This is a genomic window from Pseudomonas sp. GW823-FHT02F05 (assembly GCF_058797315.1).
On record NZ_JBXAJM010000032.1, the window covers coordinates 11,945 to 37,932 of the forward strand.

The following is a 25,988-nucleotide window of genomic DNA, read 5'->3' on the forward strand; positions in this document are numbered from 1 at the left end:
ATGAGGTCGTCAGGCAGGCTTGAGCCAGCTCTCGGCCAGCGCGCCCCAGTAGGCTGCGCCGGTCAGCAGGATGTCGTCGTTGAAGTCATAGGCGGGGTTGTGCACCATCGGTCGCGACACGCCGTTGCCGATAAACAGGTAACTGCCGGGGCAGCGTTGCAGCATCCAGGCGAAGTCTTCGCTGCCCATCAGCGTGCGGGTGTTCCCATCCACAGCGTCGGCACCGAGCAAGGCCACACCGACCTGGCGGGCGAATTCGGTTTCTTCGGCGTGGTTGACCAGCACCGGGTAGGCCGGCCGGTGTTCGATGTGCACGGTGCAGCCGAAGCTGGCGGCCTGGGTGTGGATGATCGCGTTGACCCGTTCCAGCATCTGTTCGCGCACCGTGGGGTTGAGTGCGCGCAAGCTCAGGCGCAACAGGGCTTGCTGGGGAATCACATTGGCGGCTTGCCCTGCTTGAAGGGCGCCGACCGTGACCACGGCAGCTTCCTGGGTGTCGATATTGCGTGCTACCACCGTTTGCAAGGCCATGACCATACTGGCGGCAGCCACCAGCGGATCGACGGTAAGGTGCGGCATGGAGCCATGGCCACCTACGCCTTCGAGCGTCACGGTGAGCAGGTCCTGGGAGGCCATCATCGGCCCCACTCTCAAGCCCAGATGCCCAGCCGGCAAGCCTGGCATATTGTGCATGCCGAACAACCCGTCGCAGGGGAAGCGCTCCAGCAACCCATCTGCAAGCATCGCCTCGGCGCCGCCCTGGCCTTCTTCGGCGGGTTGGAAAATCAGGTTCAAAGTACCGTCGAATTGCCGCGTCGCCGCCAAGTAACGCGCGGCACCGAGCAACATGGTGGTGTGGCCGTCATGGCCGCAGGCGTGCATGCAGCCGGCATGTTGGCTGGTGTAGGCCGCGCCGGTGTTTTCGATGATGGGCAAGGCGTCCATGTCGGCGCGAATCCCCAACGTGCGCGAGCTGTTGCCATTGCGCAACACACCGACCACACCGGTCCTGCCGATGCCGGTGTGCACCTCGTAACCCCACTCCTTGAGTGACTGTGCGACCAGCGCTGAGGTGCGGTTCTCTTCAAAGCCGAGTTCGGGGTGGGCGTGGATATCGTGACGCACAGCGTGCAAGTCGCTGGCAACGTCGCTGAGCCAATCCAGGATGTGCTGGTGCGGGCGCATGGTGATTCTCCTCACAGGCGGGTGGTCCCGTTCTTGTTGGCGACACATCGACAGCTAAGCGCGATGTACGCGTGAGGACAATCAAAGGTGGTTCCACCCTGTGGAACCTCAGGGCCGGTTCTTTTTCCGAGAACCCACGCAGATAATCTAAATGTGGGAGCTGGCTTGCCTGCGATGGCGGCGGCACAGGCACCAGTGATGTTGGCTGACCTGGCGCTATCGCAGGCAAGCCAGCTCCCACAGGGGAATTTGGGTGTGTCAGGGGTTGAGGCGGCAGCCTTGACGGTCGCCCAACCACCGCGCTGTATGGGTACGCCCCAACCCACTCGCCGTGACTTCACTGCGTTCCGGCGAGTCAGTGAACGCACTGATGGGCACGTACTGCTTCACATACCCCAGGCAATACTGCGCCGGGTTGTTGGCCACGTACCGGCACGAGCAGTACTCCTTGGCGGTGTACGCCGCGATGATGTCGGGGAAGGCTTGCAGGTTGACGCGCTCGTGCCAAACCCAGCCGAACAATGCGAAAAGCAACACCAGTAAAACGCTGATGAACGGATGACGACGGATCATGAGCGCACCGCCGCCAGCACGCGTTTGAGCAGTTCGTTATGCCGGTAACTGCCATCCCGATCATCGCCGTAACGCACGATCACCAGGTGTTCGTCGGGCAGCACAAACAGCGCCTGGCCCCAGTGCCCCAGCGCGGCGAAGGTAGTGGCCGGTGCGTCGGGCCAGGGTTGGGGGGCGCCGGTATTGAGCCACCAATGGCCGCCCGGCACGGCTTCATCCTGGCCGGCTTTGTAGCGGTCGAAGGGCCGGCGGTTGAAGGCGACCCAGTCCTTGGGCAGCAGTTGCCGCACGCCCCAGCGCCCATCCCGGGCCATCAGTAACCCTACTCGTGCCAGATCCCGGGCCGTGAGGTAGGCATAGGACGACGAGACAAACGTCTCATCGGCGTCGGTTTCCCAGGTTGCGTCGCGAATGCCCAAGGGCTGGAACAGCGCGTCCCACGGGTAGGTGATGTAGGCCTTGTGGCCGAGCATGCCCTTGAGCGCGGCGGACAGGATAGTGCTGTCGCCACTGGAATAACGGAAAGCCTGGCCAGGGGCGGCGACCGCCTCGGTATCCGCTGCGAATTGCGCCATGTCGGTGTGGCCACGGGTGTAGAGCATCGCCACCACCGAGGATTTCAACGGGGCGTACTCGTAGTCTTCCTGCCAGTCCAACCCGGAGGCCCAGTGCAGCAGGTCGGCCATGCTCACTTTGGGGTGCTGCTTCATCGGTGGGTAGAAACGTGCGGCGGGGTCGTTGAGTTTGAAGCGGCCTTGCCCATAGGCCACGCCCAGCACGGTAGCCATCAGGCTTTTGCTGACAGACCAGGTCAGGTGCGGCGTGCTGGCAGTGGTGGGCGCGGCGTAGCGTTCATAAATGATTTCGCCGTCACGAATGACCAGCAACGCGTCGGTGCGAATACCGTTGCGGGTGGCATCGTCGCGGGGTGGGAAAGCGTAGGCGTCCAGGGCATCGACAGCGGGGCCGGCGAGAGATGTACCCACGGCCCACTCCTTATCAGGCCAGATTTCAGCGCGGGCATTCACGGTGACAAACAGCAGGGCAACGCACAACAGGCCTCGGACCATGGACGCAAACTCAAGGGGACATTCAAGCCCGCGAGCCTAGCTCACGCCAGTGACAGATTTGCGACAAGGGGGCTGTCATCCAACCGTCACCGTAACTTCATGGAGCTGACACCGAGGCTACATAGCCTGACTTTGGACAACAAAGTCGACTGGCCGCAACCTGGCCGGCACCCGGAGACTCGCTATGACTCAGATCGCCCGCATCAGCGACAAAGGCAATGAACGCCGTCTGCAAGCCGAACGCCTGGTAGGCGCACAGGCATTGCAGGAAGCCCAGGCCCTGCGGTTCAACGTGTTCAGCGGCGAGTTCAACGCCAAGCTGAAAGGCGCGGAATTGGGTCTGGACATGGATGACTATGATGTTCACTGCAGCCATATCGGCGTGCGGGATTTGAACAGCGGTCGACTCGTCGCGACTACCCGTCTGCTCGACCACCAGGCCGCCAGCACCCTGGGCCGGTTCTACAGTGAAGAAGAATTCAGCCTGCATGGCCTGCTGCACTTGCAGGGCCCGATCCTGGAGATTGGCCGCACCTGCGTCGACCCGGCCTATCGCAATGGCGGCACCATCGCGGTGTTGTGGGGCGAGTTGGCCGAAGTGCTCAACCAGGGCGGCTACAGCTACCTGATGGGCTGCGCGAGCATCCCGATGCACGATGGCGGCATCCAGGCCCACGCGATCATGCAGCGCTTGCGCGAGCGCTACCTGTGCAACGAACACCTGCGCGCCGAACCGAAAAAACCACTGCCGGCCCTGGACTTGCCGTCCAACGTCATCGCCGAAATGCCGCCGCTGCTCAAGGCCTACATGCGCCTGGGCGCGAAGATCTGCGGCGAGCCGTGCTGGGATGAAGACTTCCAGGTAGCAGACGTGTTTATCCTGCTCAAGCGCGACGAGTTGTGCCCGCGCTACGCGCGCCACTTCAAGGCGGCCATGTGATGAACCGCCTGCGCATCTACGGGCGCATCGCCCGCGTGTTGTTGGTGGTGGGGCTGGGGCTGAGCATGGCCAGTGTGTTTGGCTTGTTCGAGCGCCTGGGCGTGGCTAACTCGATGGTGCGGCGCCAGCGTTGGTCGCGCTTCTTTATGGCGCGACTGACCAACGCCCTGCCCTTTCGCGTAACGGTGCATGGCGAGTTGCCGCAAACGCCCATGCTGTGGGTGAGCAATCACGTGTCCTGGACGGATATCCCGTTGCTGGGCATGGTGGCGCCGATGTCGTTTTTGTCCAAGGCCGAGGTGCGCACCTGGCCGGTGGCGGGCTGGTTGGCGGCCAAGGCGGGCAGCCTGTTTATTCGTCGCGGTTCAGGTGACAGCCAGTTGATCCGCAAGCAGATGACCCGTCATCTGGAGCAACAGCACCCCTTGCTGATGTTCCCCGAGGGCACCACCACCGACGGGCGCGGCCTGCGCACGTTCCACGGGCGCTTGCTGGCCAGCGCGATCGATGCGGATGTATCACTGCAGCCGGTAGCGATTCGGTATCTGCGCGACGGCCAAGTCGACCCGCTGGCACCCTTTATTGGCGATGATGATTTGCTCTCGCACCTGATGCGCTTGTTTTCCAATGACCGCGGCGATGTGGAGATTCATGTGCTCAAGCCGATTGCCTGCGCCGGGCAGGAACGTGCGGCATTGGCGTATCAGGCGCAGCAGGCGGTGCAGAAGGCATTGTTCGGCCCGGTGCCGGAAACCGAGCAAGTGGCCGCTCGGCCTGCATTCGCAGCCTGAAGCAATGTGAACTCAATCCAAATGTGGGAGCTGGCTTGCCTGCGATGGCGGTGGGTCAGCCATAACATTCTCAACCGGTAGGCCGCTATCGCCGGCAAGCCAGCTCCCACATTCAGATCTCAATAGTCAGTTGAGATTGCGCAAATTTCTGCAACTCTGGGTAGAACAGTCGAAAGTCCTCACTCAACGGCTCATACAAAACCCGCAACTCCTGCATCGCATACCCCAGTTCCTCAGGCTGTGTCAGCCGCCGCGAAATCCCGCGCAGCACCTGCTCCATCACCGCAAACTCGCGGTACGAGCCCAACCAATCATCCGCGGCCATATACGGCGCAATCTGCGCCAGCCGCCCCGGCAACGCGGGTTCGGCCGCCAACACCTGATACACATGCGACGTGAAACGCTCCAGGGGCTGGTCGGCATACAGCGCCCAATCACGCGCCAGGCAATGGTCAAAAAACACATCGAGCACGATGCCGGCATAGCGCCTGCGGGTCTGGCTGAAACGCGACAACGCCTCCCCCACCAAGGGGTGGCTGTCGGTGAACCGGTCGATGGAGCGATGCAACTGGATCGCCGCTTCGATTTGCGGGCTGAACTGGCCCTGCAGGCGGCCTTTGACGAAGTCGCCATAGAGGCTACCCAGCAATTGCGCAGGAAGTTGGCCGCCCAGGTGCAGATGTGCGAGATAATTCATGCCGCGCAGTCTACCACTGCCACCCGCATATCGTTATAACCCGATATACCGATTCGACCTGATCTCAGATCAAAATCATATTGGTATATCGGAATATTACGATTTAAAGTTCGCCTCATCGCGATATAACGCTTTACGACACCGAGCACCCTGCCATGTCCATCGACCTCGACGAAATAATAAAAGCCCTGGCGCACCCAGTACGACGAGACATCCTCACCTGGCTCAAAGACCCGAAAGTGCAGTTCCCCGAGCAATTGCACAACCACGAATACGGCATCTGCGCCGGGCAGATCGACCAACGCTGCGGCTTGTCCCAGTCGACCGTGTCGGCGCACCTGGCCACCTTGCAACGGGCGGGTTTGATCAGCAGCCAGAAAGCCGGGCAGTGGCACTTTTTCAAGCGCAACGAGGAAGTGATCCAAGCCTTTCTCGCTGCGCTCATTACCGAACTCAGCGCACCGTAATCATCAAGGACACGTCCATGCCCCTCTCGCTACTCATACTGGCCCTGAGCGCCTTCGCCATCGGCACCACCGAGTTCGTCATCATGGGCTTGCTGCCCGATGTGGCGACGGACCTGGGTGTGTCGATTCCCGGCGCCGGCTGGCTGGTCACCGGCTACGCCCTGGGCGTGGCCATCGGCGCGCCGTTCATGGCACTGGCCACCGCCAGGTTGCCACGCAAGGCGGCGCTGGTAGCGCTGATGGGTATTTTCATTATCGGCAATCTGCTCTGTGCCCTGGCAAGCGACTACAACGTGCTGATGTTTGCCCGTGTGGTCACAGCGTTGTGCCACGGTGCCTTCTTCGGCATTGGCTCGGTGGTGGCGGCCAATCTGGTGCCGGCCAACAAACGTGCGTCGGCCGTCGCGTTGATGTTCACTGGGTTGACCCTGGCGAACGTGCTGGGCGTGCCCCTGGGTACGGCGCTGGGCCAGGAAGCCGGCTGGCGCTCGACCTTCTGGGCCGTGACCGTGATTGGCGTAATCGCCTTGATCGGCCTTATTCGCTTCCTGCCCGCCAAGCGTGACGAAGAAAAACTCGACATGCGCGCCGAACTGGCCGCCCTCAAGGGTGCCGGTATCTGGCTGTCGCTGAGCATGACCGCGCTGTTTGCCGCGTCTATGTTCACCCTCTTTACCTACGTCGCGCCGCTGCTGGGCGATGTCACCGGCGTGTCGCCCAAGGGCGTGACCTGGACCCTGCTGCTGATCGGCCTGGGGCTCACCGTGGGCAACATCATCGGCGGCAAACTGGCGGACAAGCGCCTGGCGGCCACCTTGATCGGCGTGTTCATCAGCATGGCGGTGGTTTCCACGGTGTTGAGCTGGACCAGCGTTGCGGTGATACCGACTGAAATCACCCTGTTCCTGTGGGCCACCGCCTCGTTCGCCGCCGTGCCGGCGCTGCAAATCAACGTGGTGACCTTCGGCAAGGCCGCGCCGAACCTGGTATCTACCCTCAATATCGGTGCCTTCAACATTGGCAACGCCCTTGGCGCCTGGGTCGGCGGCAGCGTGATTGCCCACGGCTTCGGCCTGACCAGCGTGCCCCTGGCCGCTGCAGCACTGGCGATTCTCGCGCTGCTGGTGACCCTTATCACTTTCCGTCAGGGCGGCAACGCCGACCTGGCCCCCGCGACCAACTGATCAACTTGAAAGAGAAGGTGTTTTTTCCATGACGACTATTTTCGATCCGATCACACTGGGCGACGTGCAACTGTCGAACCGCATCATCATGGCGCCGCTGACCCGCTGCCGCGCAGACGCCGGGCGCGTGCCCAACGCGCTGATGGCCGAGTACTACGTGCAACGCGCGTCCGCGGGGCTGATCCTCAGCGAAGCCACTTCCGTGACACCGATGGGCGTGGGCTACCCGGACACCCCCGGCATCTGGTCCAACGACCAGGTGCGCGGCTGGGCCAACATCACCAAGGCCATACATGGCGCGGGCGGCAAGATCTTCCTGCAGTTGTGGCACGTTGGCCGCATCTCCCACGAGTCCTACCTGAACGGGGAAACCCCGGTGGCTCCGAGTGCGGTCCAGGCTAAAGGCCACGTCAGCCTGGTTCGCCCATTGGCCGACTACCCAACCCCGCGCGCCCTGGAAACCGCTGAAATCGCCGACATCGTCGACGCTTATCGCACCGGCGCCGAGAACGCCAAGGCCGCCGGTTTCGACGGCGTGGAAATCCACGGCGCCAACGGCTACCTGCTTGACCAGTTCCTGCAGAGCAGCACCAACCAGCGCACCGACCAGTACGGTGGTTCCCTGGAAAACCGTGCGCGCCTGTTGCTGGAAGTCACCGACGCCGCCATCGAAGTCTGGGGCGCCGGCCGCGTGGGCGTGCACCTGGCACCGCGTGCTGACGCGCATGACATGGGCGACGACAACCTCGCCGAGACCTTCACCTACGTCGCCAGCGAACTGGGCAAGCGCGGCATCGCCTTCATCTGCTCCCGCGAAAAAGAAGGTGCGGATAGCCTCGGCCCACAGCTGAAAAAAGCCTTCGGCGGCGTATACATCGCCAACGAACGTTTCACCAAAGACAGCGCCAACGCCTGGCTGGCGGCGGGCAAGGCGGATGCAGTGGCCTTTGGTATTCCTTTTATCGCCAACCCGGACCTGCCGGCGCGACTGAAGGCCGATGCGCCGTTGAACGAGCCGCACCCTGAAACTTTCTATGGCAAAGGCCCGGTGGGTTACATCGACTACCCGACGCTGCCGATCTAACCTAACCCGCAAACCCAATGCTGTAGGAGCGAGCTTGCTCGCGAGAAACTAACAGGCGCCGCGTTCACTCAGGAAGCACGCGTTAGCGTTGAAGTTTTTCGCGAGCAAGCTCGCTCCTACAGTGTCAGGAGCAAGTCCCCTCTCACATTTGTGCCTGTCTGTAGCCCCCATGGAAACATCGCTTCACAGAACGGCAACAATATCGCTACAAAATACTTAGCCGGCTACCTATCAACCGCCCGCCAGGCCGTATATAAAGTCACCCCACAAATCAGCCAGAAGGACGATTGACCGTCCTTAGGCTTTACTGTTGACACAACGGGTTGCAATTACGCATTTTGTTTCAATTGCGCAGGCTGGGGCTCAGGCGCAGCATGTCCAGCCCTATATCAGCCCAGCGCTCGGCGTCCTGGTGCAGTTCAAAGCTATCGGGGACCAGCAGCCACTGGCCGATCAAACCGTGGATGAAGGCATGTATGCAGACAGCCCCACGGGTGGTGTCGAGATTTTCAGGCAGTTGCCCGCGATGAACCGCGTTACGCAACGTCAGGCTGATACGCAGGTTGCATTCCAGGCTGTGGGTCTGGCGTTGGCGGCGCATGTCACACATTTCATCGGTGAACTCGCACTTATGAAACAGAATCTCGTTGATGCGCCGGGTTTTCGGGTCCAGGGCCACTTCATGGTAGAGATGAATCAGCAGCTTGCGCATACAGCCCAGCGGGTCGACTTCATCCTCGCTTTCACTCGCCCGGGCCAATTCGTCCAAGGGTTCGTGCAGCGTATCGAGCAAGGCCTGGAGCAAATCGGACTTATTGCTGAAATGCCAATAGATAGCCCCACGCGTCACGCCCGCCAACGCGGCGATGTCCGCCAGGGTGGTACGCGCTACGCCACGCTCATAAAAGGCTTGCTCGGCGGCTTGGAGAATCTGGCTGCGCGTTTCCTGAGCTTCCTCTTTGGTGCGACGAACCATGGCAGTAAAACCTCAATCGGGACACTGTGGACGGTACTTGACCGTCATCTGAATAATTGTGGGACGACGCCGTCATGGGCGCCGAACGTACTAGAATCGAGGCTTGCGGCGGTGCTTTGTCAACATTGCGCCAAGCCTGTCAAGAGTTTACAAACAACCATGAACGTAAGTATATTGCGTAGCAAGCTACTTATCCACTCACGGCTTGTTTTTTACCCTTCCACACTTCTTGTGCGCACTCTGCGCGCCTGACCCGAGGATCTTCATGCAACTTAAGCCAGCTGTTACCGCTCTGGTCACTGCCGTCGCCCTGGCATCGCTGCTCAGCGGATGTAAAAAGGAAGAAGCGGCACCGCCCGCTCAAACCCCTCAGGTCGGCGTGGTCACCATTCAACCGCAAGCCTATACCCTGACCACCGAGCTGCCAGGCCGCACCACGGCCTTTCGCATTGCGGAAGTCCGGCCGCAGGTCAACGGCATCATTCTCAAGCGCCTGTTCAAGGAAGGCGCCGACGTGAAGGAAGGGCAACAGCTCTACCAGATCGACCCGTCGGTGTATGAAGCCACGCTCAAAAGCGCACAAGCGAGCCTGACCCAGACCAAGTCCATCACCGATCGCTACAAGCAATTGGTCGAGGAGCAAGCCGTCAGCCGTCAGGAATACGACACCGCCGTTGCCAACCGCATGACTGCCGAGGCAAACGTTCAAACTGCCCAGATCAACGTGCGCTACACCAAGGTGTACGCGCCGATCTCCGGGCGTATTGGCCGTTCTTCGGTCACCGAAGGCGCACTGGTCAGCAATGGCCAGGCCGACGCCATGGCGGTGATCCAGCAACTGGACCCCATCTACGTCGACGTCACGCAATCTTCAGCTGAAATGCTCAAGCTGCGTCGCGACCTGGCCAGCGGCCAACTGGAAAAAGCCGGCGAAAACGCTGCCAAGGTCAAGCTGACCCTGGAAGACGGCACGGCCTACGCCCAGGACGGCAAACTGGAGTTCTCCGAAGTGTCGGTCGACCAGACCACCGGTTCCGTGACCCTGCGCGCCGTGTTCCCCAACCCTGACCACGTGCTGCTGCCGGGCATGTTCGTACACGCCCAGTTGCTGGCCGGTGTGAACAGCAAGGCCATCCTGGCTCCGCAACAAGGCGTGACCCGTGACCTGCGTGGCATTCCGACAGCGCTGATCGTGAACAAGGACAACAAGGTCGAGCAACGCGAACTGGTTGCCAACCGTACCGCCGGTGCCTACTGGCTCGTGGAAAAAGGCCTCAATGCCGGTGATCGCGTCATCACCGAAGGCTTGCAGTACGTCAAGCCAGGCGCCGAGGTGAAGGTCACGGAAGCCTCCAACGCTAAACCCGCCGGTACTGCCGCAGCGCCTGCTGCCGCTGCTGGTCAAGGGGAGTAATCCATGTCGAAATTTTTTATCGACCGTCCCATTTTCGCCTGGGTAATTGCCCTGGTGATCATGCTGGTCGGGGCACTCTCGATCCTGAAGTTGCCCATCAACCAATACCCGGCCATTGCGCCAACGGCCATTGATATCCAGGTGACCTACCCAGGCGCGTCCGCACAAACCGTGCAGGACACCGTGGTGCAGGTCATCGAGCAACAGCTCAACGGTATCGACAACCTGCGTTATGTCTCCTCGGACAGTAACTCCGACGGCAGCATGACCATCACCGTGACGTTCAACCAGGGTACCAACCCGGATATCGCTCAGGTCCAGGTACAGAACAAGCTGAACCTGGCCACCCCACTGCTGCCGCAAGAAGTGCAGCAACAGGGTATCCGCGTGACCAAGTCGGTGAAGAACTTCCTGATGGTGATCGGTCTGGTGTCGGAAGACGGCAGCATGACCAAGGACGACCTCTCCAACTACATCGTGTCCAACATCCAGGACCCGATCTCGCGTACCGCGGGGGTGGGTGACTTCCAGGTGTTCGGTTCGCAGTACGCCATGCGTATCTGGCTCGACCCGGCCAAACTGAACAATTACCAGCTCACGCCAGTGGACGTCAGCAATGCCATCAAGGCCCAGAACGTGCAGGTGGCCACCGGTCAACTGGGCGGTCTGCCTGCCCTGCCCGGCACCCAGCTGAACGCCACGATCATCGGCAAGACGCGCCTGCAAAGCACCGAAGAATTCGCCAAGATTCTGATGAAGGTGAACACCGACGGCTCCCAGGTTCGCCTGGGTGACGTCGCGCGCATCGAACTGGGCGGCCAGAACTACAGCATCAGTGCACAGTTCAACGGCAAGCCGGCCTCGGGTATGGCGATCAAGCTGGCGGCCGGTGCCAACGCACTGGACACCGGCAAGGCCATCCGCGAAACAGTGAAGTCCCTGGAGCCGTTCTTCCCGCCTGGCATGAAGGCGGTGGTGCCGTATGACACCACCCCGGTCGTGACCGAATCGATCTCCGGTGTGGTTCACACTCTGGTCGAAGCGATCGTGCTGGTGTTCCTGGTGATGTTCCTGTTCCTGCAGAACTTCCGTGCCACCATCATCACCACCATGACCGTACCGGTGGTATTGCTGGGTACCTTCGGGATCCTGGCGGCGTGCGGCTTCACCATCAACACCTTGACCATGTTCGGCATGATCCTGGCCATCGGCTTGCTGGTGGACGATGCCATCGTCGTGGTGGAAAACGTCGAACGGGTAATGGCCGAGGAGCACCTGTCGCCCAAGGAAGCAACGATCAAGTCCATGGGCCAGATCCAGGGTGCCCTGGTGGGTATTGCCCTGGTACTGTCGGCGGTACTGCTGCCGATGGCGTTCTTCGGTGGTTCCACCGGTGTGATCTACCGGCAGTTCTCCATCACCATCGTTTCGGCGATGGCGTTGTCGGTGCTGGTTGCCCTGATCTTCACCCCGGCTTTGTGCGCCACCATGCTCAAGCCGATTGATCCGGAAAAACACGGCCAGCCCAAGCGCGGCTTCTTCGGCTGGTTCAACCGCACCTTCGACCGTGGCGTACTCAAGTACGAGCGCGGCGTGGGCGGCATGATCAAGCACAAGATCCCGGCATTCCTGGTGTATGCGCTGATCCTGGCCGGCATGATCTGGATGTTCACCCGTATTCCAAGCGCGTTCCTGCCTGAGGAAGACCAGGGTGTGATCTTCGCCCAGGTGCAGACACCGGTCGGTGCTTCGGCTGAGCGCACGCAGAAAGTCGTCGACGACATGCGCGCCTTCCTGCTGAACGACAAGGAAGGCGAGCCAGGCGAAGGCAAGGCGGTGAAGTCGGTGTTTACCGTGAACGGCTTCAACTTCGCCGGTCGTGGCCAGAGCTCCGGGCTTGCGTTCGTGATGCTCAAGCCGTGGGATGAGCGTGATTCGAGCCAGTCGGTGTTCGAAGTGGCCAAGCGTGCCCAGGGTTACTTCTTCGGGGCCTTCAAGGACGCCATGGTTTTCGCCATCGTGCCGCCTTCGGTGCTGGAGTTGGGTAACGCCACGGGTTTCGACGTGTTCCTGCAAGACCAGGGTGGCGTCGGCCACGACAAGCTGATGGCTGCACGTAACCAGTTCCTGGGTGCGGCGGCACAAAGCAAGGTGCTGGCCGGCGTGCGTCCTAACGGCGTGAACGACGAGCCGCAGTACGAGCTGACCGTTGACGACGAGAAAGCCAGTGCCCAAGGCATCAGCCTGGCGGATATCCAGCAGACCCTGGCCATTGCCTTGGGTGGTAGCTACATCAACGACTTCATCGACCGTGGTCGCGTGAAGAAGGTGTATGTACAAGGCGACGCCGCCAGCCGGATGTCGCCCGAAGACCTGGACAAATGGTACGTGCGCAGCAACGACGGGAAAATGGTGCCGCTGTCGGCCATCTCGTCGGGCAAGTGGATCTACGGTTCGCCCAAGCTTTCGCGATACAACGGTGTAGCGGCGATGGAAATCCTCGGTACCCCGGCACCGGGCTACAGTACCGGTGATGCGATGGCCGAAGTCGAACGCATCGCCAAAGAACTGCCGGCCGGTGTCGGTTACGCCTGGACAGGCCTGTCGTACGAAGAACGCCTTTCCGGTTCCCAGGCGCCAGCACTGTACGCACTGTCGCTGCTGGTCGTGTTCTTGTGCCTGGCGGCACTGTACGAAAGCTGGTCGATCCCGATCGCGGTGATTCTGGTTGTACCTCTGGGTGTGATCGGTGCACTGATCGCCACCAGCATGCGCGGCTTGTCCAACGACGTGTTCTTCCAGGTGGGCCTGTTGGTGACGGTGGGCCTGGCGGCGAAAAACGCCATCCTCATCGTGGAATTCGCCAAGGAACTGCATGAGCAAGGCAAAGGCATCGTCGAGGCGGCTATCGAAGCATCCCGCATGCGTCTGCGCCCGATCATCATGACCTCGTTGGCGTTCATGCTCGGCGTATTGCCGCTGGCAATCTCCACCGGCGCCGGTTCAGGCAGCCAGCACGCAATCGGTACCGGCGTTATCGGCGGTATGATCACGGCCACTGTGCTGGCGATCTTCTGGGTGCCACTGTTCTACGCAACCGTGTCCGCCGCTGGCGAACGCAAAAAGAAAGACACTACTGAAACTCCTAAAGAGGCTGGCCAATGAGCAAGTCGCTACTTTCCCTAGCCGTCACCGCATTCGTGCTCAGTGGCTGCTCGCTGATACCTGACTATCAGCGTCCCGAAGCGCCGGTGGCCGCGCAGTTCCCGCAGGGGCCGGCGTATTCGTCGGCCCAGGCGCCGAGCCAGGCCGCTGCCGAGCAAGGCTGGAAGCAGTTTTTCCATGACCCTGCCCTGCAGCAATTGATCCAGACCGCGTTGGTGAACAACCGTGACCTGCGTGTCGCGGCGCTGAACATCGACGCCTATGCAGCGCAATACCAGATCCAGCGTGCCGACCTGTTCCCGGCGGTATCGGCCACCGGTAACGGCAGCCGTTCGCGCACCCCGGCCAAGCTGTCGCAGACCGGCGAATCGACCATCGCCAGCCAGTACTCGGCGGGCCTTGGCATCAGTTCGTATGAGCTGGACCTGTTCGGCCGCGTGCGCAGCCTCAGTGAAGAAGCGCTGCAAAAGTACTTCGCCACTGAAGAAGCGCGCCGCAGCACCCAAATCAGCCTGGTGGCCAGCGTGGCCAATGCCTACCTGACCTGGCAGGCCGACAAGGAGCTGCTCAAGCTGACCCAGGACACCCTGGCCGCGTTCGAGCAAAGCTACAAGCTCACCTCGCGCAGCAATGAAGTCGGCGTGGCCTCGGCCCTCGACCTCAGCCAGGCACGCACCTCGGTGGAAAACGCCCGTGTGCAACTGGCGCGTTACACCCGCCAGGTGGCCCAGGACGAAAACAGCCTGACCCTGCTGCTGGGCACCGGCCTGCCGGCGAATATCGCCAGCAAGCCGCTGTCCGATGACCTGCTCAGCGAAGTGCCTGCCGGGTTGCCCTCGGACCTGCTGCAACGTCGCCCAGACATCGTGCAAGCCGAGTACAACCTCAAGGCCGCCAACGCCAACATCGGCGCGGCCCGTGCGGCGTTCTTCCCGAGCATCAGCCTGACCGCCAGCGCCGGTACTGCCAGCCCTACCCTGGGTGGCCTGTTCAAAGGCGGTTCGGGGACCTGGGCGTTTGCCCCGCAGATCAACATCCCGATCTTCAACGCCGGTAGCCTGCGCGCAAGCCTGGACTACTCGAAGATCCAGAAAGAGATCAACGTGGCCAACTATGAGAAGGCCATCCAGACCGGCTTCCAGGAAGTCTCCGACGGCTTGGCCGCGCGTGCGACCTACAAGCAGCAACTGGATGCCCAACGCGGCTTCGTCGAGGCTAACCAGGATTACTACCGCCTGGCCGAGCGTCGCTACCGCATTGGTGTCGACAGCAACCTGACCTTCCTCGACGCCCAGCGCCAACTGTTCAGTGCCCAGCAATCGCTGATCACCGACCGCCTGGCGCAGCTCACCAGCGAGGTCAACCTGTACAAGGCCCTCGGCGGTGGCTGGAACGAGCAGACTGCGAAGAACGAGCCATTGAAAGAAGAAGCACCGCCGTTGAAGTTGTTCTGATAGCGCGGGTGTGAAAAACCGCTTCCCTCACCGGAAGCGGTTTTTTTATGCCTGCATTGTTGCCCGTACAACTTACGTTCGATCATCGCCCACAACCCGCCTTCCCCCACTTTCATCGCCCCCGCACCGCCGCGCACCATGGCCGCCACCTGCATAAACCCAATAACAACAGGTTCACACCATGAGCACTTTCCAACCGCGCCAGCTGTTGCTGGCGGCTGCTGTCGCCAGTTCTGCCCTGCCCGTTCTCGCCCAGGATCACGGCTTTCTCGAAGACGCCAGCGCCAACCTCAACCTGCGTAATTTCTTCTTCAACCGCAACTACACCAATCCTACGAAGGCTCAGGGTGGCGCGCAGGAGTGGACGCAAAGTTTCATTCTCGACGCCAAGTCCGGGTTCACCCAAGGCACAGTCGGTTTTGGTGTGGATGTGCTGGGCTTGTACTCGCTCAAGCTTGATGGCGGGCGTGGCACGGGCGGCACGCAGTTGCTGCCGCTGGACCATGACGGTCGGCCAGCCGATGAATTTGGTCGGCTGGGCGTGGCATTCAAGGCGCGCTTTTCCAAGACCGAGTTGAAGGTGGGCGAATGGATGCCGGTGCTGCCGATCCTGCGTTCCGACGATGGCCGCTCCCTGCCACAGACCCTGCGTGGTGGGCAGATCACCTCGAAGGAAATCGACGGCCTGACCCTCTATGGCGGCCAATTCCGCGCCAACAGCCCGCGGGACGACGGCAGCATGAGCGACATGTCGATGTTCGGCAAAACCGCCTTCACCTCCGACCGTTTCAATTTCCAGGGCGCCGAATACGCGTTCAACGACAAACACACCCAAGTCGGCGTGTGGAATGCCCAGCTCAAGGACATCTACAGCCAGCAGTTCGTCAATCTGATCCACAGCCAGCCTGTGGGCGACTGGACCCTGGGCGCCAACCTGGGCTTCTTCTACGGCAAGGACGACGGCAGCGCCCGTGCCGGGGACCTGGACAACAAAACCTGGTCCGGTTTGTTCTCGGCCAGGTACGGCGGCAACACCTTCTACGTCGGCCTGCAAAAACTCACCGGCGACAGTGCCTGGATGCGCGTCAACGGCACCAGCGGCGGCACCCTGGCCAACGACAGCTACAACTCCAGCTACGACAACGCGCAGGAGAAATCCTGGCAGGTTCGCCACGACTACAACTTCGCCGCCCTCGGCGTACCGGGCCTGACCCTGATGAACCGCTATATCAGCGGCAGCAACGTACACACCGGCACCATCACCGACGGCAAGGAATGGGGCCGCGAGACCGAAGTAGGCTATACGGTGCAAAGCGGCACGCTGAAAAACCTCAACGTGCGCTGGCGCAATTCGAGCATGCGCAGGGACTACAGCAACAACGAGTTCGATGAGAACCGGTTGATCGTCAGCTATCCGATCAGTCTGCTGTAAACCGGCATAGCACTTACTGTATGGTGCGCGCCTGCCGCTGCTGATCCCCCCAGCAGCGGCCTTTACTCGAGCCCTGCACGGCATGAAATCCTTCGCTACAGCAATCGCACTGTTTGCCCTGGCCTTGAGCATGGGGGGCTGCATCAGCGCCCCCATCGCCCTGACGCCACAGACCGAACAGCGCCTGCTGGCCCAGGCGCCGATCCGCTTTTTGCTGACCTTCGATGACGGCCCAAGCGCCTCGGGCTACAACAATCCGAGCCGTTCGGTAGTGGCGGACCTGGCCAACAACCCGGTGCTGCCGGGGATCAAGGCGGTGTTCTTCCTGCAGACCGAAGCCGCTCGCTCCGGCGGCAGTGCCCGGGGGCGCAAGACCATGGAACGCGAATTCGCCGCCGGCCATGTCCTGGCCTTTCACACCGCCACGGCGTTTCACACCAATCATCGCTGGCTGAACGACGCCACCCTGGAACACACCCTTACCGAAGGGGCCGCAGACATTGCCGCCATCACGGGCGCGCCCCCCGTGCTGGTACGCCCCCCCTTCTGGAACTACGACAAGCGCACCTTCGCCGCCTACCAACGCCACGGCATGCACGTACTGCTGACGGACTTGAGTGCCAATGACGGCAAGATCTGGGGCTTCAACGCCAGCCCGCGTCGGCGGGCCAACCTGTATCGGCAACTGTCGGTGGTACGCGAACGCATCGCCTTGGGTGAACTACCGACAGTGGAGGGTGTGATCCCGGTAGTGGTCACCTTCCATGACATCAACCGCTACACCGCGCGGCATATGCAGGAGTACTTGCAGATTCTGATGGACAGCGCACGGGTCAACGGTTTGAAGACCGCCGTCCAGCCGTTCTACACCGACCACGCCGCGCTGGAACGCGCAGCGCTGGCCCGTACGGTCAAGGCTGTGAACGAGCCGGTGCATCTGCCGGGGGTGTGGAATTGGCTGTGGGATGCTGATTCCCACTAATACCTTAAACCTGTGACGATCCCCTGTGGGAGCTGGCTTGCCTGCGATTGCAGACAACACGGTCCCCAGTCAGACCTCGTCGCTGCAATCGCAGGCAAGCCAGCTCCCACAGGTGATCGCCTTTCACATTCAGTCTTGTTGGCGGGACTCCACACCCAACTCATCCCACACTGACTCAGCCAAATGAAACGTCGCATTCGCTGCCGGAATCCCGCAGTAGATCGCACTCTGCATCAGCACTTCCTTGATCTCGGCGCGGGTCACGCCGTTGCTGGCGGCGGCACGCAGGTGCAGTTTCAGTTCTTCACTGCGGTTCATGCCGATCAGCATTGCGATGGTGATCAGGCTGCGGGTATGCCGAGGCAGGCCGGGGCGGGTCCAGATGTCACCCCAGGCGTGGCGAGTGATCATTTCCTGGAACTCGCTGTTGAACTCGGTCAGGGCATTGAGGCTGCGGTCGACATGGGCATCGCCCAGTACTTCGCGGCGCACCTGCAGGCCCTCGGCGTAACGTTGTTTCTCGTCCACAAATAGCTCCTCAGCGGGCCAGCAGAAATTCGATCACCCGGTCGCTGAACGCAGCACCGGCCTGAACGTTGGACAGGTGCGCCGCATAGAACTCGGCGTACTCGGCGCCCTGCACATGGCTCTGGATAAAGTGGCCGCCGGCTGGCGGCGTTACCGCGTCTTCGGTGCCGGCAATCACCAGGGTCGGCACCTTGATCGAGGACAATTGCTCACGAAAATCCGCATCGCGCACGGCGCCGCAGTTGGCGGCATACCCCTCGGGCGAAGTGGCTGCGAGCATATCGGTGATCTGCTTGGCCTGGTGCGGGTTGGCAGCGGCGAAATCTGCGGTGAACCAGCGCGCAATCGACGCATCGCGCAGCGCCACCATCGCGGCGGCGCCATCACGCAGGACCATTTCGATACGCGGGTTCCACACCTCGGGCGTGCCGATCTTGGCCGCGGTATTACACACCACCAGGCGTTGCAGGCGCTCGCCGGCATGAATGCCCAGCCATTGGCCGATCAAGCCGCCCATGGACAATCCGCAAAAATGTGCCTTCTGGATATCCAGCGCATCCAGCAGTGCGAGCACGTCTGCACCCAGTTGCTCGATGCTGTAAGGCCCCTCGGTCACCAGGGATTGGCCGTGGCCACGGGTGTCGAAACGCAGCACACGAAAATGCTCGGTGAAGGCCGGGATCTGAAGATCCCACATATGCAGGTCGGTACCCAGGGAATTGGACAGCACCAGTACCGGTGCGTCGGCGGGCCCCTCGAGTTGGTAATGCAGTTCGCCCTCGGCGAGTTGTACAAAAGCCACAGCGTTCTCCTCAGGCAGTCAAAGCAAAATGTTCGGTCACCGCACGCGTGACCCAGGTAGACGCCTGGCCCAGGTAGTGGGCAGGGTCGAGCAGGCGATCCAGTTCAGCCGCCGACAGCTCGGCGGTGACGTGCGGCTCATCCGCCAGTACCGCGCGCAAATGGCGCTGCTCGGCGACCGCACGTTTGCAGCACTGCTCCAGCAGATGGTGCGCAGTGTCGCGGCCCAAGCGTTGGGCGAGCACGATACTCACCGCTTCGGCCAGTACCAGGCCCTGAGTCAGGCCGAGGTTGTGTGCCATGCGTTCGGCATTCACCTCCAGCCCTTCACTGACCAGAATTGCCTGATGCAAGGCACCGGACACCAAGCGGCAAATCTCTGGCAAGGTTTCCCATTCGGCGTGCCACAAGCCCAGGCTGCGTTCGTGCTCCTGGGGCATGGCGCTGAACATTGTCGCCACCAGACCCGGTACGCGGGTGGCCGCGCTGATCAGCACCGCGGCGCCCACCGGGTTACGCTTGTGCGGCATGGTGGACGAACCGCCCTTGCCCGGCGCCGAAGGCTCGAACACCTCCGCCGCTTCGGTCTGCATCAGCAGGCTGATATCGCGGCCCAATTTGCCGAGGCTACCGGCGATCAGGCCAAGCAGGCTGGCAAACTCCACCAGGCGGTCACGCTGGGTGTGCCAGGGTTGCTCCGGCAAGCCCAGTTGCAACTCGGCAGCCAAGGCCTCGGCCACAGGCATGGCGTGTTCGCCGAGCGCGGCCAAGGTGCCCGAGGCGCCGCCAAATTGCATCACCAGCAGGCGCGGCTTCAACTCGGCCAGGCGCTGGCGACTGCGCGTCACCGCGCCCAGCCAACCGGCGATTTTCATCCCCAAGGTGACCGGTGTCGCGTGCTGCAACCAGGTGCGTCCGGCCAACGGCACGCTGGCGTAACGCTGAGCCTGGGCGGCCAACACCTCCCCCAGGCGAGCCAGGTCGGCCTCGATCAATTCCACCCCACGGCGCAGTTGCAGCACCAGGCCGGTGTCCATCACATCCTGACTGGTTGCGCCCAGGTGGACATAACGCTCGGCGTCGGCATCCTCACTGGCGATCAACTTGCCCAACGCCTTCACCAATGGAATCGCAGAGTTGCCCGCCGTGGCAATCGCGCTGCCAAGGGCGTCCACGTCATACAGCGACGCCAGGCACGCCTGGGCAATCGGTGCGACGGCGGCCTGGGGAATCAACCCAACCCGGGCCTGCGCCCGAGCCAGCGCCGCCTCGAAATCCAGCATGCCCTGCAAGCGCCCCTGGTCACAGAACACCTCGGCCATGCTGTCAGCGGTGAAATAAGCGTCGAACAGTTGATTGCTCGTGCGCAACGTCATAACTCATCCCTTACAGATCGTGATGCAGGTACGCCGCCTGTTTCGGCAGGCGCAAGCTGAACAGGAAGGCCACCGCCATCATCGCGGTGACGTACCAATAAAAGGTGTTTTCCATGCCGATGGATTTGAGGCTCAGCGCAACCACTTCTGCCGAACCGCCAAACACCGCGTTAGCCACCGCATAGGCCAGGCCCACGCCCAAGGCACGCACCTGGGGCGGGAACATCTCCGCTTTGACCAGGCCGCTGATGGAGGTGTAGAAGCTGACAATCGCCAAGGCCAGGGTGATCAGCACAAACGCCAAAAACGGGCTGGTCACGGTTTTCAAGGTCAGCAGGATCGGCACGGTAAACAGCGTGCCAAGGCCGGCAAACCAGAGCATCGAATTACGCCGGCCGATCTTGTCGGCCAACATGCCGAACAGCGGCTGCATGCACATGTACAGGAACAGCGCGCCGGTCATGATGTAGCTCGACGTCTTGGCGTGCATGCCCACGGTATTCACCAGGTACTTCTGCATGTAGGTGGTGAAGGTATAGAAAATCAGCGAGCCGCCGGCGGTGTAGCCCAGCACCGTAATGAAAGCTTTGCCGTGGTCGCGAAACAGCGCGACGATACTACCGGCGTCCTTGTCTTCGCGCATTTCCTTGCTGGTGGTTTCTTTCAGGGTGCGACGCAGCAGCAGGGAGATCACGGCGGCTATGGCGCCGATCACAAACGGGATGCGCCAGCCCCAGGCACGCAGTTCTTCTTCGGTGAGGATCTGTTGCAGGATCACCACCACCAGCACCGCCAGCAACTGGCCGCCGATCAGGGTCACGTACTGGAACGAAGCAAAGAAGCCACGCTGGCCCTTGAGCGCGACTTCACTCATGTAGGTGGCCGTGGTGCCGTATTCGCCGCCCACCGACAAGCCCTGGAACAGTCGTGCCACCAACAGCAGCGCCGGGGCCCAGGCACCGATGTCGTTGTAAGTGGGCAGGAAGGCGATGACCAGGGAGCCGCCGCACATCATCAGCACCGAGATCATCATCGAGTTCTTGCGCCCGTGCTTGTCGGCCACCCGGCCAAACAACCAGCCACCGATCGGTCGCATCAGGAACCCGGCGGCAAACACACCGGCGGTGTTGAGCAACTGCACCGTGGGGTCGTCCGAGGGGAAAAACGCCGGGGCAAAATAAATCGCGCAGAAGGCATAGACGTAGAAGTCGAACCATTCGACCAGGTTGCCGGAGGACGCACCGACAATCGCAAAGATCCGTTTGCTGCGTTCTTCTCCGGTGTAGTGGCTGGTTTTTGTTGTCATGTTTTTTTACTCAGTGGGAACGGTTATAGCCTAGACATACTTTGCAACAACCCTGTTCCGCAAGCAGACTTTTGGATAGGTGGAGCCTGAGCCTCACCCTGATCGTTCCCACGCTCTGCGTGGGAATGCCGCATGGGACGCTCCGCGTCCTGCCGTTCGCGGGTGACGCGCAGCGTCACGGGATGCATTACCACGCAGAGCGTGGGAACGATCGTCAACAGCCAACTCAATAGTCGAAGAACACCGTTTCCTTATCTGTGCCCTGCAAAATCACATTCCACTGATATACCCCTGCCGCATCCGCCTGGGCAATCAAGGTGCCACGACGTCCTGCCGGCACACACGCCAGCAACGGGTCATCGCCGTTCAAGGCCTCACCGTCAAAATAAATCCGCGTCAGCAAGTGCTTCACCAACCCACGGGCAAACACCAGCACCACCAAATGCGGCGCCTGGGTGGTGCCCTTGAGCCCCGGCACACTGCCCGGCTTGATGGTGGTAAAACGAAAACGCCCTTCGGCATCCACCGGCACGCGGCCGAAGCCTTCGAAGTTCGGGTCGAGCGCTTTGTCCTGCTCGTCTTCGGGGTGAGCATATTTGCCGACGGCGTTGGCCTGCCAGACTTCCAGCATGGCGTCGTTGACGACATCACCGTTGCCGTCCACCACTTGCCCACTGATCGCCACGCGTTCGCCGAGGGTGGCGGTGACGGTCAGGTCTTCACGGTTCAGCCAGGTCAGGCCAATGTGGTAATACGGCCCGACGGTGTGGGACGTGGTCGCGTTGAGTGTCATCTCATTTCTCCATCGGCGTGGCGTCGCGGCCGCGCAGGACGATGTCCCAGCGGTAGCCGAGGGCATAGGAAGGAATGGTTTTTTCCAGGTCGAAGCTAGCGATCAAGCGTTGCTTGGCGCTGGTATCCGGCACGCAGTTGTAGATCGGGTCGTATTCCAGCAACGGGTCGCCCGGGAAATACATTTGCGTCACCAGGCGCGTCAGCACGCTGGGGCCGAACAGCGAAAAGTGGATATGCGCCGGGCGCCAGGCGTTGTGGTGGTTGCCCCACGGGTAGGCGCCGGGCTTGATGGTCTGGAACTGGTACCAGCCGTCGGCGTCGGTGACGGTGCGCCCGGTGCCGGTGAAGTTCGGGTCCAGGGGTGCATCGTGCAGGTCGCGCTTGTGGTTGTAGCGGCCGGCGGCATTGGCCTGCCAGATCTCCACGAGGATGCCCGGCACTGGCAGGCCGTTTTCGTCCAGCACACGGCCATGAATGATGATGCGCTCGCCTTGCGGCTCGCCGTCATGCTGGGCTGTCAGGTCGTTGTCCTTCTCATTGATACGTTCGGCGCCGATGGTCGGGCCGGTGATTTCCGACAAGGAATGGGGCAGGAACACCAAAGGCTGGGACGGCGAACGCAGGTTCGTCGACTGATACGCCGGGTGCAGGTAATCAGGTTGAGTGCCCGCTTGCGGGCGCCGATAACCGGGCTTGTCACTCATGGAGCAATCCTCTTTTATTGATCAGACGCGTTCAATCGCCAGGGCCAAGCCTTGGCCGACGCCCACGCACATGGTCGCCAGGCCTTTGCTGCCGCCGGTTTTTTCCAATTGGTGCAGGGCCGTCAGTACCAAACGCGCACCACTCATCCCCAAGGGATGGCCGAGGGCAATGGCGCCGCCGTTGGGGTTGACCTGGGGCGCATCGTCCGCAATACCCAGCTCGCGCAGCACCGCCAGGCCTTGGCTGGCGAAGGCTTCGTTGAGTTCGATCACATCAAAGTCGGTGACAGCCAACCCAAGGCGCTCCACCAGTTTGCGCACCGCCGGCACCGGGCCGATGCCCATCACGCGCGGGGCTACACCAGCACTGGCCATGCCCAGCACACGGGCGCGGGCGGTGAGGCCGTGTTGCTTGACGGCCTCGGCGCTGGCGAGGATCAGCGCGGCGGCGCCATCGTTGACGCCCGAGGCATTGCCAGCAGTGACGGTCTTGTCCGCGCCGTTGACCGGCTTGAGCTTGGCCAGGGCTTCCAACGTGGTGTCCCGTGGGTGTTCATCGTGTTCCACCAGGGTTTCGCCTTTTTTATGGGCGACCCGCACCGGAACGATTTCCTCGGCAAAAAACCCGGCGGCCTGGGCAGCGGCGGTGCGTTGCTGGCTGCGCAGGGCGAAAGCGTCCTGGTCGACGCGGGAAACCTGATAGTCATCGGCCACGTTATCGGCCGTCTGCGGCATGGCATCCACGCCATACTGGGCCTTCATCAGCGGGTTGATAAAGCGCCAGCCAATGGTGGTGTCTTCCAACTTCATGTTGCGCGAGAACGCCGCGTCGGCCTTGCCCATCACAAACGGAGCGCGGGACATCGATTCGACGCCACCGGCAATCGCCAGCTCCATTTCACCACTGGCAATCGCACGAAAAGCGGTGCCGATGGCATCCATGCCCGAGGCGCACAGGCGGTTGAGGGTCACTCCAGGAATACTTTCCGGCAGCCCCGCCAGCAGCAACGCCATGCGTGCCACGTTGCGGTTGTCTTCACCTGCCTGGTTGGCGCAGCCGAGGAAGACTTCGTCTACGGCGCTCCAGTCCACCGACGGGTTGCGCTCGATCAGCGCCTTGATCGGCAGCGCCGCCAGGTCGTCGGCACGCACCGTGGACAGGCCACCGCCGAAACGGCCGATAGGTGTGCGAATGGCATCACAGATAAAAACCTCGCGCATCAGGCTTCTCCCGGTGCTTGGCCGTGGGCAGCCGCGGTGCGCGCTTCGAGGTCACGCAGGGCGGTCAGTTCGGTCTCGGTGGGTTCAGCGGTGGTGCTCACCTGGTCGGCAAAGCGAATCGCCCAGCCGGTGGCGGCGATCACTTGCTCGCGGGTCACGCCCGGATGCAGCGCAGTGACCACGAACTCATGGCTGCCCTCCTCCGGCTCCATGATGCACAGGTCGGTAATGATGCCTACCGGGCCGGCGCCGGGCAGGCCCAGACGCTTGCGTGAGTCGCCACCTTCGCCGTGCCCCACAGAGGTGATGAAATCGAGTTTGTCGACAAACGAACGGGACGACTGCTTAAGGATGATCAACACGCTCTTGGCCGAACCTGCGATTTCCGGCGCGCCACCGGCACCCGGCAAACGCACTTTGGGCTGGTGATAATCACCGACCACGGTGGTGTTGATATTGCCGAAACGGTCGACCTGGGCCGCGCCGAGAAAACCGACATCAATGCGTCCGCCCTGCAGCCAGTAGCGAAAGATCTCACCGGTGGGCACCACAGTGTCGGCGGTCTCCGCCAGCTCGCCATCACCGATGGACAGCGGCAACACACTGGGCTTGGCCCCAATCGGGCCCGACTCGTAGATCAGCACCACATCCGGCGAGGACGTCAGGCGCGCCAGGTTGGCCGCCTTGGATGGCAGGCCGATGCCAACGAAGCACACCGAGCCGTTCTTGAGGCGACGTGCGGCGGCGACGGTCATCATTTCATTGGTGGAGTAAGCCATTACTTAGCCTCCTGCGCGGTGGCCAGCTTGGCCTGGAATTCACTGAAGTCGGCAGTGCCGTGGATATATTCGTCGATCCAGGCGGTAAAGGTGCCGCGGTCGCGGGCAATCGGGTCCCACGCCTGGTAGAAACGGTTATCCCGCTCGTTGTAGCCGTGCGCGTAGGACGGATGGGCACCACCGGGTACGTGACACACCGCCGTCAGCGCCCAGGTCGGCAGCACGCAGCTGTTCATCGGCGCATTCAGGTCGTCGACGATTTCCTCGACGGTGACGATGCAGCGCTTGGCCGCCAGGGCCGCTTCCTTCTGCACCCCGAGAATGCCCCAGAGCAGCACGTTGCCTTTGCGGTCGGCTTTCTGCGCATGAATCACGGTAATGTCCGGACGCACCGACGGCACCGCCGCCAGCACTTCGCCGGTGAAGGGACAGGTGACGGTTTTGATCAGCGGGTTGACCTTGGGCAAGTCGGAACCGGCGTAGGCACGCAACACCGCGAACGGCAGGCCGGAGGCACCGGCGACGTAGGCATTGGCCAGGTCGGCGTGGCTGTGCTCTTCGATCTCCAGCGCTTGCGGCCATTGTTTCTCTACCGCGTCGCGCAGCCGATGCAGGGAACCCACGCCCGGGTTGCCGCCCCAGGAGAAAATCAACTTGCGCGCACAGCCGGCACCGATCAACTGGTCGTAGATCAGGTCAGGCGTCATGCGCACCAGCGTCAGGTCTTTCTTGCCCTGACGAATGATTTCATGGCCTGCGGCCGTAGGGATCAGGTGGGTGAAGCCTTCGAGGGCGACGGTATCGCCGTCGTTCACGAAGCGCTTGACCGCATCACGCAGGGTGAGGATTTCAGCCATGGGGTTGGGCTCCCGGTGTTGATCGAAAAAGGCGCTGAAGTGGCGCCGAAGTGCTTGAAGATTAAGCCGGGGAAATGGGCCGAACAATCCGATAATCGACTGAGTGTTCGATTATCGAACCGATTGTTACTTAACTAACCATCGTAAGGAACAGGGTCAATGTGGGAGCTGGCTTGCCTGCGATGGCGCGAGTGGATTCAGCACCGC

The 25,988-nt window shown here is 61.8% G+C and carries 24 protein-coding genes; 10 read left to right on the top strand and 14 right to left on the bottom strand.

The genetic code is table 11. The features are described from left to right. Positions 1 to 9: 9 nt before the first annotated feature. The 3 genes from AC1RAC_RS26755 to AC1RAC_RS26765 all read right to left on the bottom strand — a co-directional run bounded on the left by AC1RAC_RS26755 (position 10) and on the right by AC1RAC_RS26765 (position 2,828). Positions 10 to 1,185 (bottom strand): M20 aminoacylase family protein, encoded by a 1,176-nt coding sequence (locus AC1RAC_RS26755; protein ID WP_198791107.1) that lies wholly within the window; start codon positions 1,183 to 1,185, stop codon positions 10 to 12. A 258-nt stretch (positions 1,186 to 1,443) separates the two neighbouring features. After that, a complete protein-coding gene (locus AC1RAC_RS26760; protein WP_072446854.1) occupies positions 1,444 to 1,758 on the bottom strand; it encodes an amidase in 315 nt (104 codons plus the stop codon). Next, entirely contained in the window at positions 1,755 to 2,828 is a 1,074-nt protein-coding gene (locus AC1RAC_RS26765; protein ID WP_492617130.1) for a serine hydrolase domain-containing protein, read from the bottom strand. Before AC1RAC_RS26765 ends, AC1RAC_RS26760 begins: the two co-directional genes overlap by 4 nt. A 184-nt stretch (positions 2,829 to 3,012) precedes the next feature. Here AC1RAC_RS26765 and olsB point away from each other — a divergent pair, with 184 nt between their 5' ends. Next, a complete protein-coding gene (gene olsB / locus AC1RAC_RS26770; RefSeq protein WP_003189352.1) occupies positions 3,013 to 3,768 on the top strand; it encodes an L-ornithine N(alpha)-acyltransferase in 756 nt (251 codons plus the stop codon). Then, complete coding sequence (locus tag AC1RAC_RS26775) at positions 3,768 to 4,559, top strand: lysophospholipid acyltransferase family protein (protein WP_032893104.1); 792 nt, start codon at positions 3,768 to 3,770, stop codon at positions 4,557 to 4,559. The genes olsB and AC1RAC_RS26775 overlap by 1 nt, the downstream gene beginning before the upstream one ends. Positions 4,560 to 4,671: 112 nt before the next feature. On the opposite strand, the gene AC1RAC_RS26780 is transcribed toward AC1RAC_RS26775, so the two are convergent. Next, positions 4,672 to 5,256 carry an acyl carrier protein phosphodiesterase gene (locus AC1RAC_RS26780; RefSeq protein WP_181124964.1) on the bottom strand — a complete coding sequence of 195 codons (585 nt, stop codon included), beginning with the start codon at positions 5,254 to 5,256 and terminating at the stop codon, positions 4,672 to 4,674. A 155-nt stretch (positions 5,257 to 5,411) separates the two neighbouring features. Here AC1RAC_RS26780 and AC1RAC_RS26785 point away from each other — a divergent pair, with 155 nt between their 5' ends. Genes AC1RAC_RS26785 through AC1RAC_RS26795 form a run of 3 tightly spaced genes read left to right on the top strand, consistent with a single transcriptional unit; the run spans position 5,412 to position 7,991 of the window. After that, entirely contained in the window at positions 5,412 to 5,723 is a 312-nt protein-coding gene (locus AC1RAC_RS26785) for an ArsR/SmtB family transcription factor (RefSeq protein WP_054899009.1), read from the top strand. A gap of 17 nt (positions 5,724 to 5,740) precedes the next feature. Beyond that, a complete protein-coding gene (locus AC1RAC_RS26790; protein WP_034125977.1) occupies positions 5,741 to 6,907 on the top strand; it encodes an MFS transporter in 1,167 nt (388 codons plus the stop codon). Positions 6,908 to 6,935: 28 nt separating this feature from the next. Further along, the gene (locus AC1RAC_RS26795) at positions 6,936 to 7,991 is read left to right on the top strand and encodes an alkene reductase (protein ID WP_198791109.1); all 1,056 of its coding nucleotides are present in this window, start codon (positions 6,936 to 6,938) and stop codon (positions 7,989 to 7,991) included. A 343-nt stretch (positions 7,992 to 8,334) separates the two neighbouring features. Here the strand turns inward: AC1RAC_RS26795 and AC1RAC_RS26800 are convergent, their stop codons facing one another. Further along, positions 8,335 to 8,967, bottom strand: a complete 633-nt coding sequence (locus tag AC1RAC_RS26800) for a TetR family transcriptional regulator (protein ID WP_034125975.1) — start codon at positions 8,965 to 8,967, stop codon at positions 8,335 to 8,337. A gap of 265 nt (positions 8,968 to 9,232) precedes the next feature. Between AC1RAC_RS26800 and AC1RAC_RS26805 the strand changes: the two genes are divergently transcribed. From AC1RAC_RS26805 to AC1RAC_RS26825, 5 genes are all read left to right on the top strand, one after another. Beyond that, positions 9,233 to 10,381, top strand: a complete 1,149-nt coding sequence (locus tag AC1RAC_RS26805; protein ID WP_057975641.1) for an efflux RND transporter periplasmic adaptor subunit — start codon at positions 9,233 to 9,235, stop codon at positions 10,379 to 10,381. Between the two features lie 3 nt (positions 10,382 to 10,384). After that, on the top strand, positions 10,385 to 13,546 hold the full coding sequence (locus tag AC1RAC_RS26810; protein ID WP_034125973.1) for an efflux RND transporter permease subunit: 3,162 nt from the start codon (positions 10,385 to 10,387) through the stop codon (positions 13,544 to 13,546). After that, on the top strand, positions 13,543 to 15,000 hold the full coding sequence (adeC, locus tag AC1RAC_RS26815; RefSeq protein ID WP_127881201.1) for an AdeC/AdeK/OprM family multidrug efflux complex outer membrane factor: 1,458 nt from the start codon (positions 13,543 to 13,545) through the stop codon (positions 14,998 to 15,000). Before AC1RAC_RS26810 ends, adeC begins: the two co-directional genes overlap by 4 nt. 181 nt (positions 15,001 to 15,181) lie before the next feature. Beyond that, positions 15,182 to 16,432: an OprD family porin gene (locus tag AC1RAC_RS26820; RefSeq protein WP_106117941.1), complete on the top strand. Its 1,251-nt coding sequence runs from the start codon at positions 15,182 to 15,184 to the stop codon at positions 16,430 to 16,432. A gap of 82 nt (positions 16,433 to 16,514) precedes the next feature. Beyond that, positions 16,515 to 17,414, top strand: coding sequence for a polysaccharide deacetylase family protein (locus AC1RAC_RS26825; RefSeq protein ID WP_236454987.1), 900 nt, complete (start codon positions 16,515 to 16,517; stop codon positions 17,412 to 17,414). A 129-nt stretch (positions 17,415 to 17,543) separates the two neighbouring features. On the opposite strand, the gene pcaC is transcribed toward AC1RAC_RS26825, so the two are convergent. From pcaC to AC1RAC_RS26870, 9 genes are all read right to left on the bottom strand, one after another. After that, positions 17,544 to 17,942 carry a 4-carboxymuconolactone decarboxylase gene (gene pcaC / locus AC1RAC_RS26830; RefSeq protein WP_003189316.1) on the bottom strand — a complete coding sequence of 133 codons (399 nt, stop codon included), beginning with the start codon at positions 17,940 to 17,942 and terminating at the stop codon, positions 17,544 to 17,546. A gap of 10 nt (positions 17,943 to 17,952) precedes the next feature. Next, positions 17,953 to 18,744, bottom strand: coding sequence for a 3-oxoadipate enol-lactonase (pcaD, locus tag AC1RAC_RS26835; RefSeq protein WP_127881198.1), 792 nt, complete (start codon positions 18,742 to 18,744; stop codon positions 17,953 to 17,955). Between the two features lie 10 nt (positions 18,745 to 18,754). Beyond that, positions 18,755 to 20,119 carry a 3-carboxy-cis,cis-muconate cycloisomerase gene (locus tag AC1RAC_RS26840; protein ID WP_127881197.1) on the bottom strand — a complete coding sequence of 455 codons (1,365 nt, stop codon included), beginning with the start codon at positions 20,117 to 20,119 and terminating at the stop codon, positions 18,755 to 18,757. Between the two features lie 10 nt (positions 20,120 to 20,129). Next, positions 20,130 to 21,425 carry an MFS family transporter gene (locus AC1RAC_RS26845; RefSeq protein ID WP_032893116.1) on the bottom strand — a complete coding sequence of 432 codons (1,296 nt, stop codon included), beginning with the start codon at positions 21,423 to 21,425 and terminating at the stop codon, positions 20,130 to 20,132. 226 nt (positions 21,426 to 21,651) lie between these two features. Further along, the gene (pcaG, locus tag AC1RAC_RS26850) at positions 21,652 to 22,218 is read right to left on the bottom strand and encodes a protocatechuate 3,4-dioxygenase subunit alpha (protein ID WP_034125967.1); all 567 of its coding nucleotides are present in this window, start codon (positions 22,216 to 22,218) and stop codon (positions 21,652 to 21,654) included. Position 22,219: 1 nt separating this feature from the next. Next, positions 22,220 to 22,924, bottom strand: a complete 705-nt coding sequence (gene pcaH, locus AC1RAC_RS26855) for a protocatechuate 3,4-dioxygenase subunit beta (RefSeq protein WP_236454991.1) — start codon at positions 22,922 to 22,924, stop codon at positions 22,220 to 22,222. Positions 22,925 to 22,945: 21 nt separating this feature from the next. Continuing rightward, positions 22,946 to 24,148 (bottom strand): 3-oxoadipyl-CoA thiolase, encoded by a 1,203-nt coding sequence (gene pcaF / locus AC1RAC_RS26860; protein WP_172415466.1) that lies wholly within the window; start codon positions 24,146 to 24,148, stop codon positions 22,946 to 22,948. Continuing rightward, complete coding sequence (locus AC1RAC_RS26865) at positions 24,145 to 24,924, bottom strand: CoA-transferase subunit beta (protein WP_034125965.1); 780 nt, start codon at positions 24,922 to 24,924, stop codon at positions 24,145 to 24,147. Before AC1RAC_RS26865 ends, pcaF begins: the two co-directional genes overlap by 4 nt. After that, a complete protein-coding gene (locus AC1RAC_RS26870; RefSeq protein WP_003189300.1) occupies positions 24,924 to 25,781 on the bottom strand; it encodes a CoA transferase subunit A in 858 nt (285 codons plus the stop codon). Before AC1RAC_RS26870 ends, AC1RAC_RS26865 begins: the two co-directional genes overlap by 1 nt. Between the last annotated feature and the right edge of the window lie 207 nt (positions 25,782 to 25,988).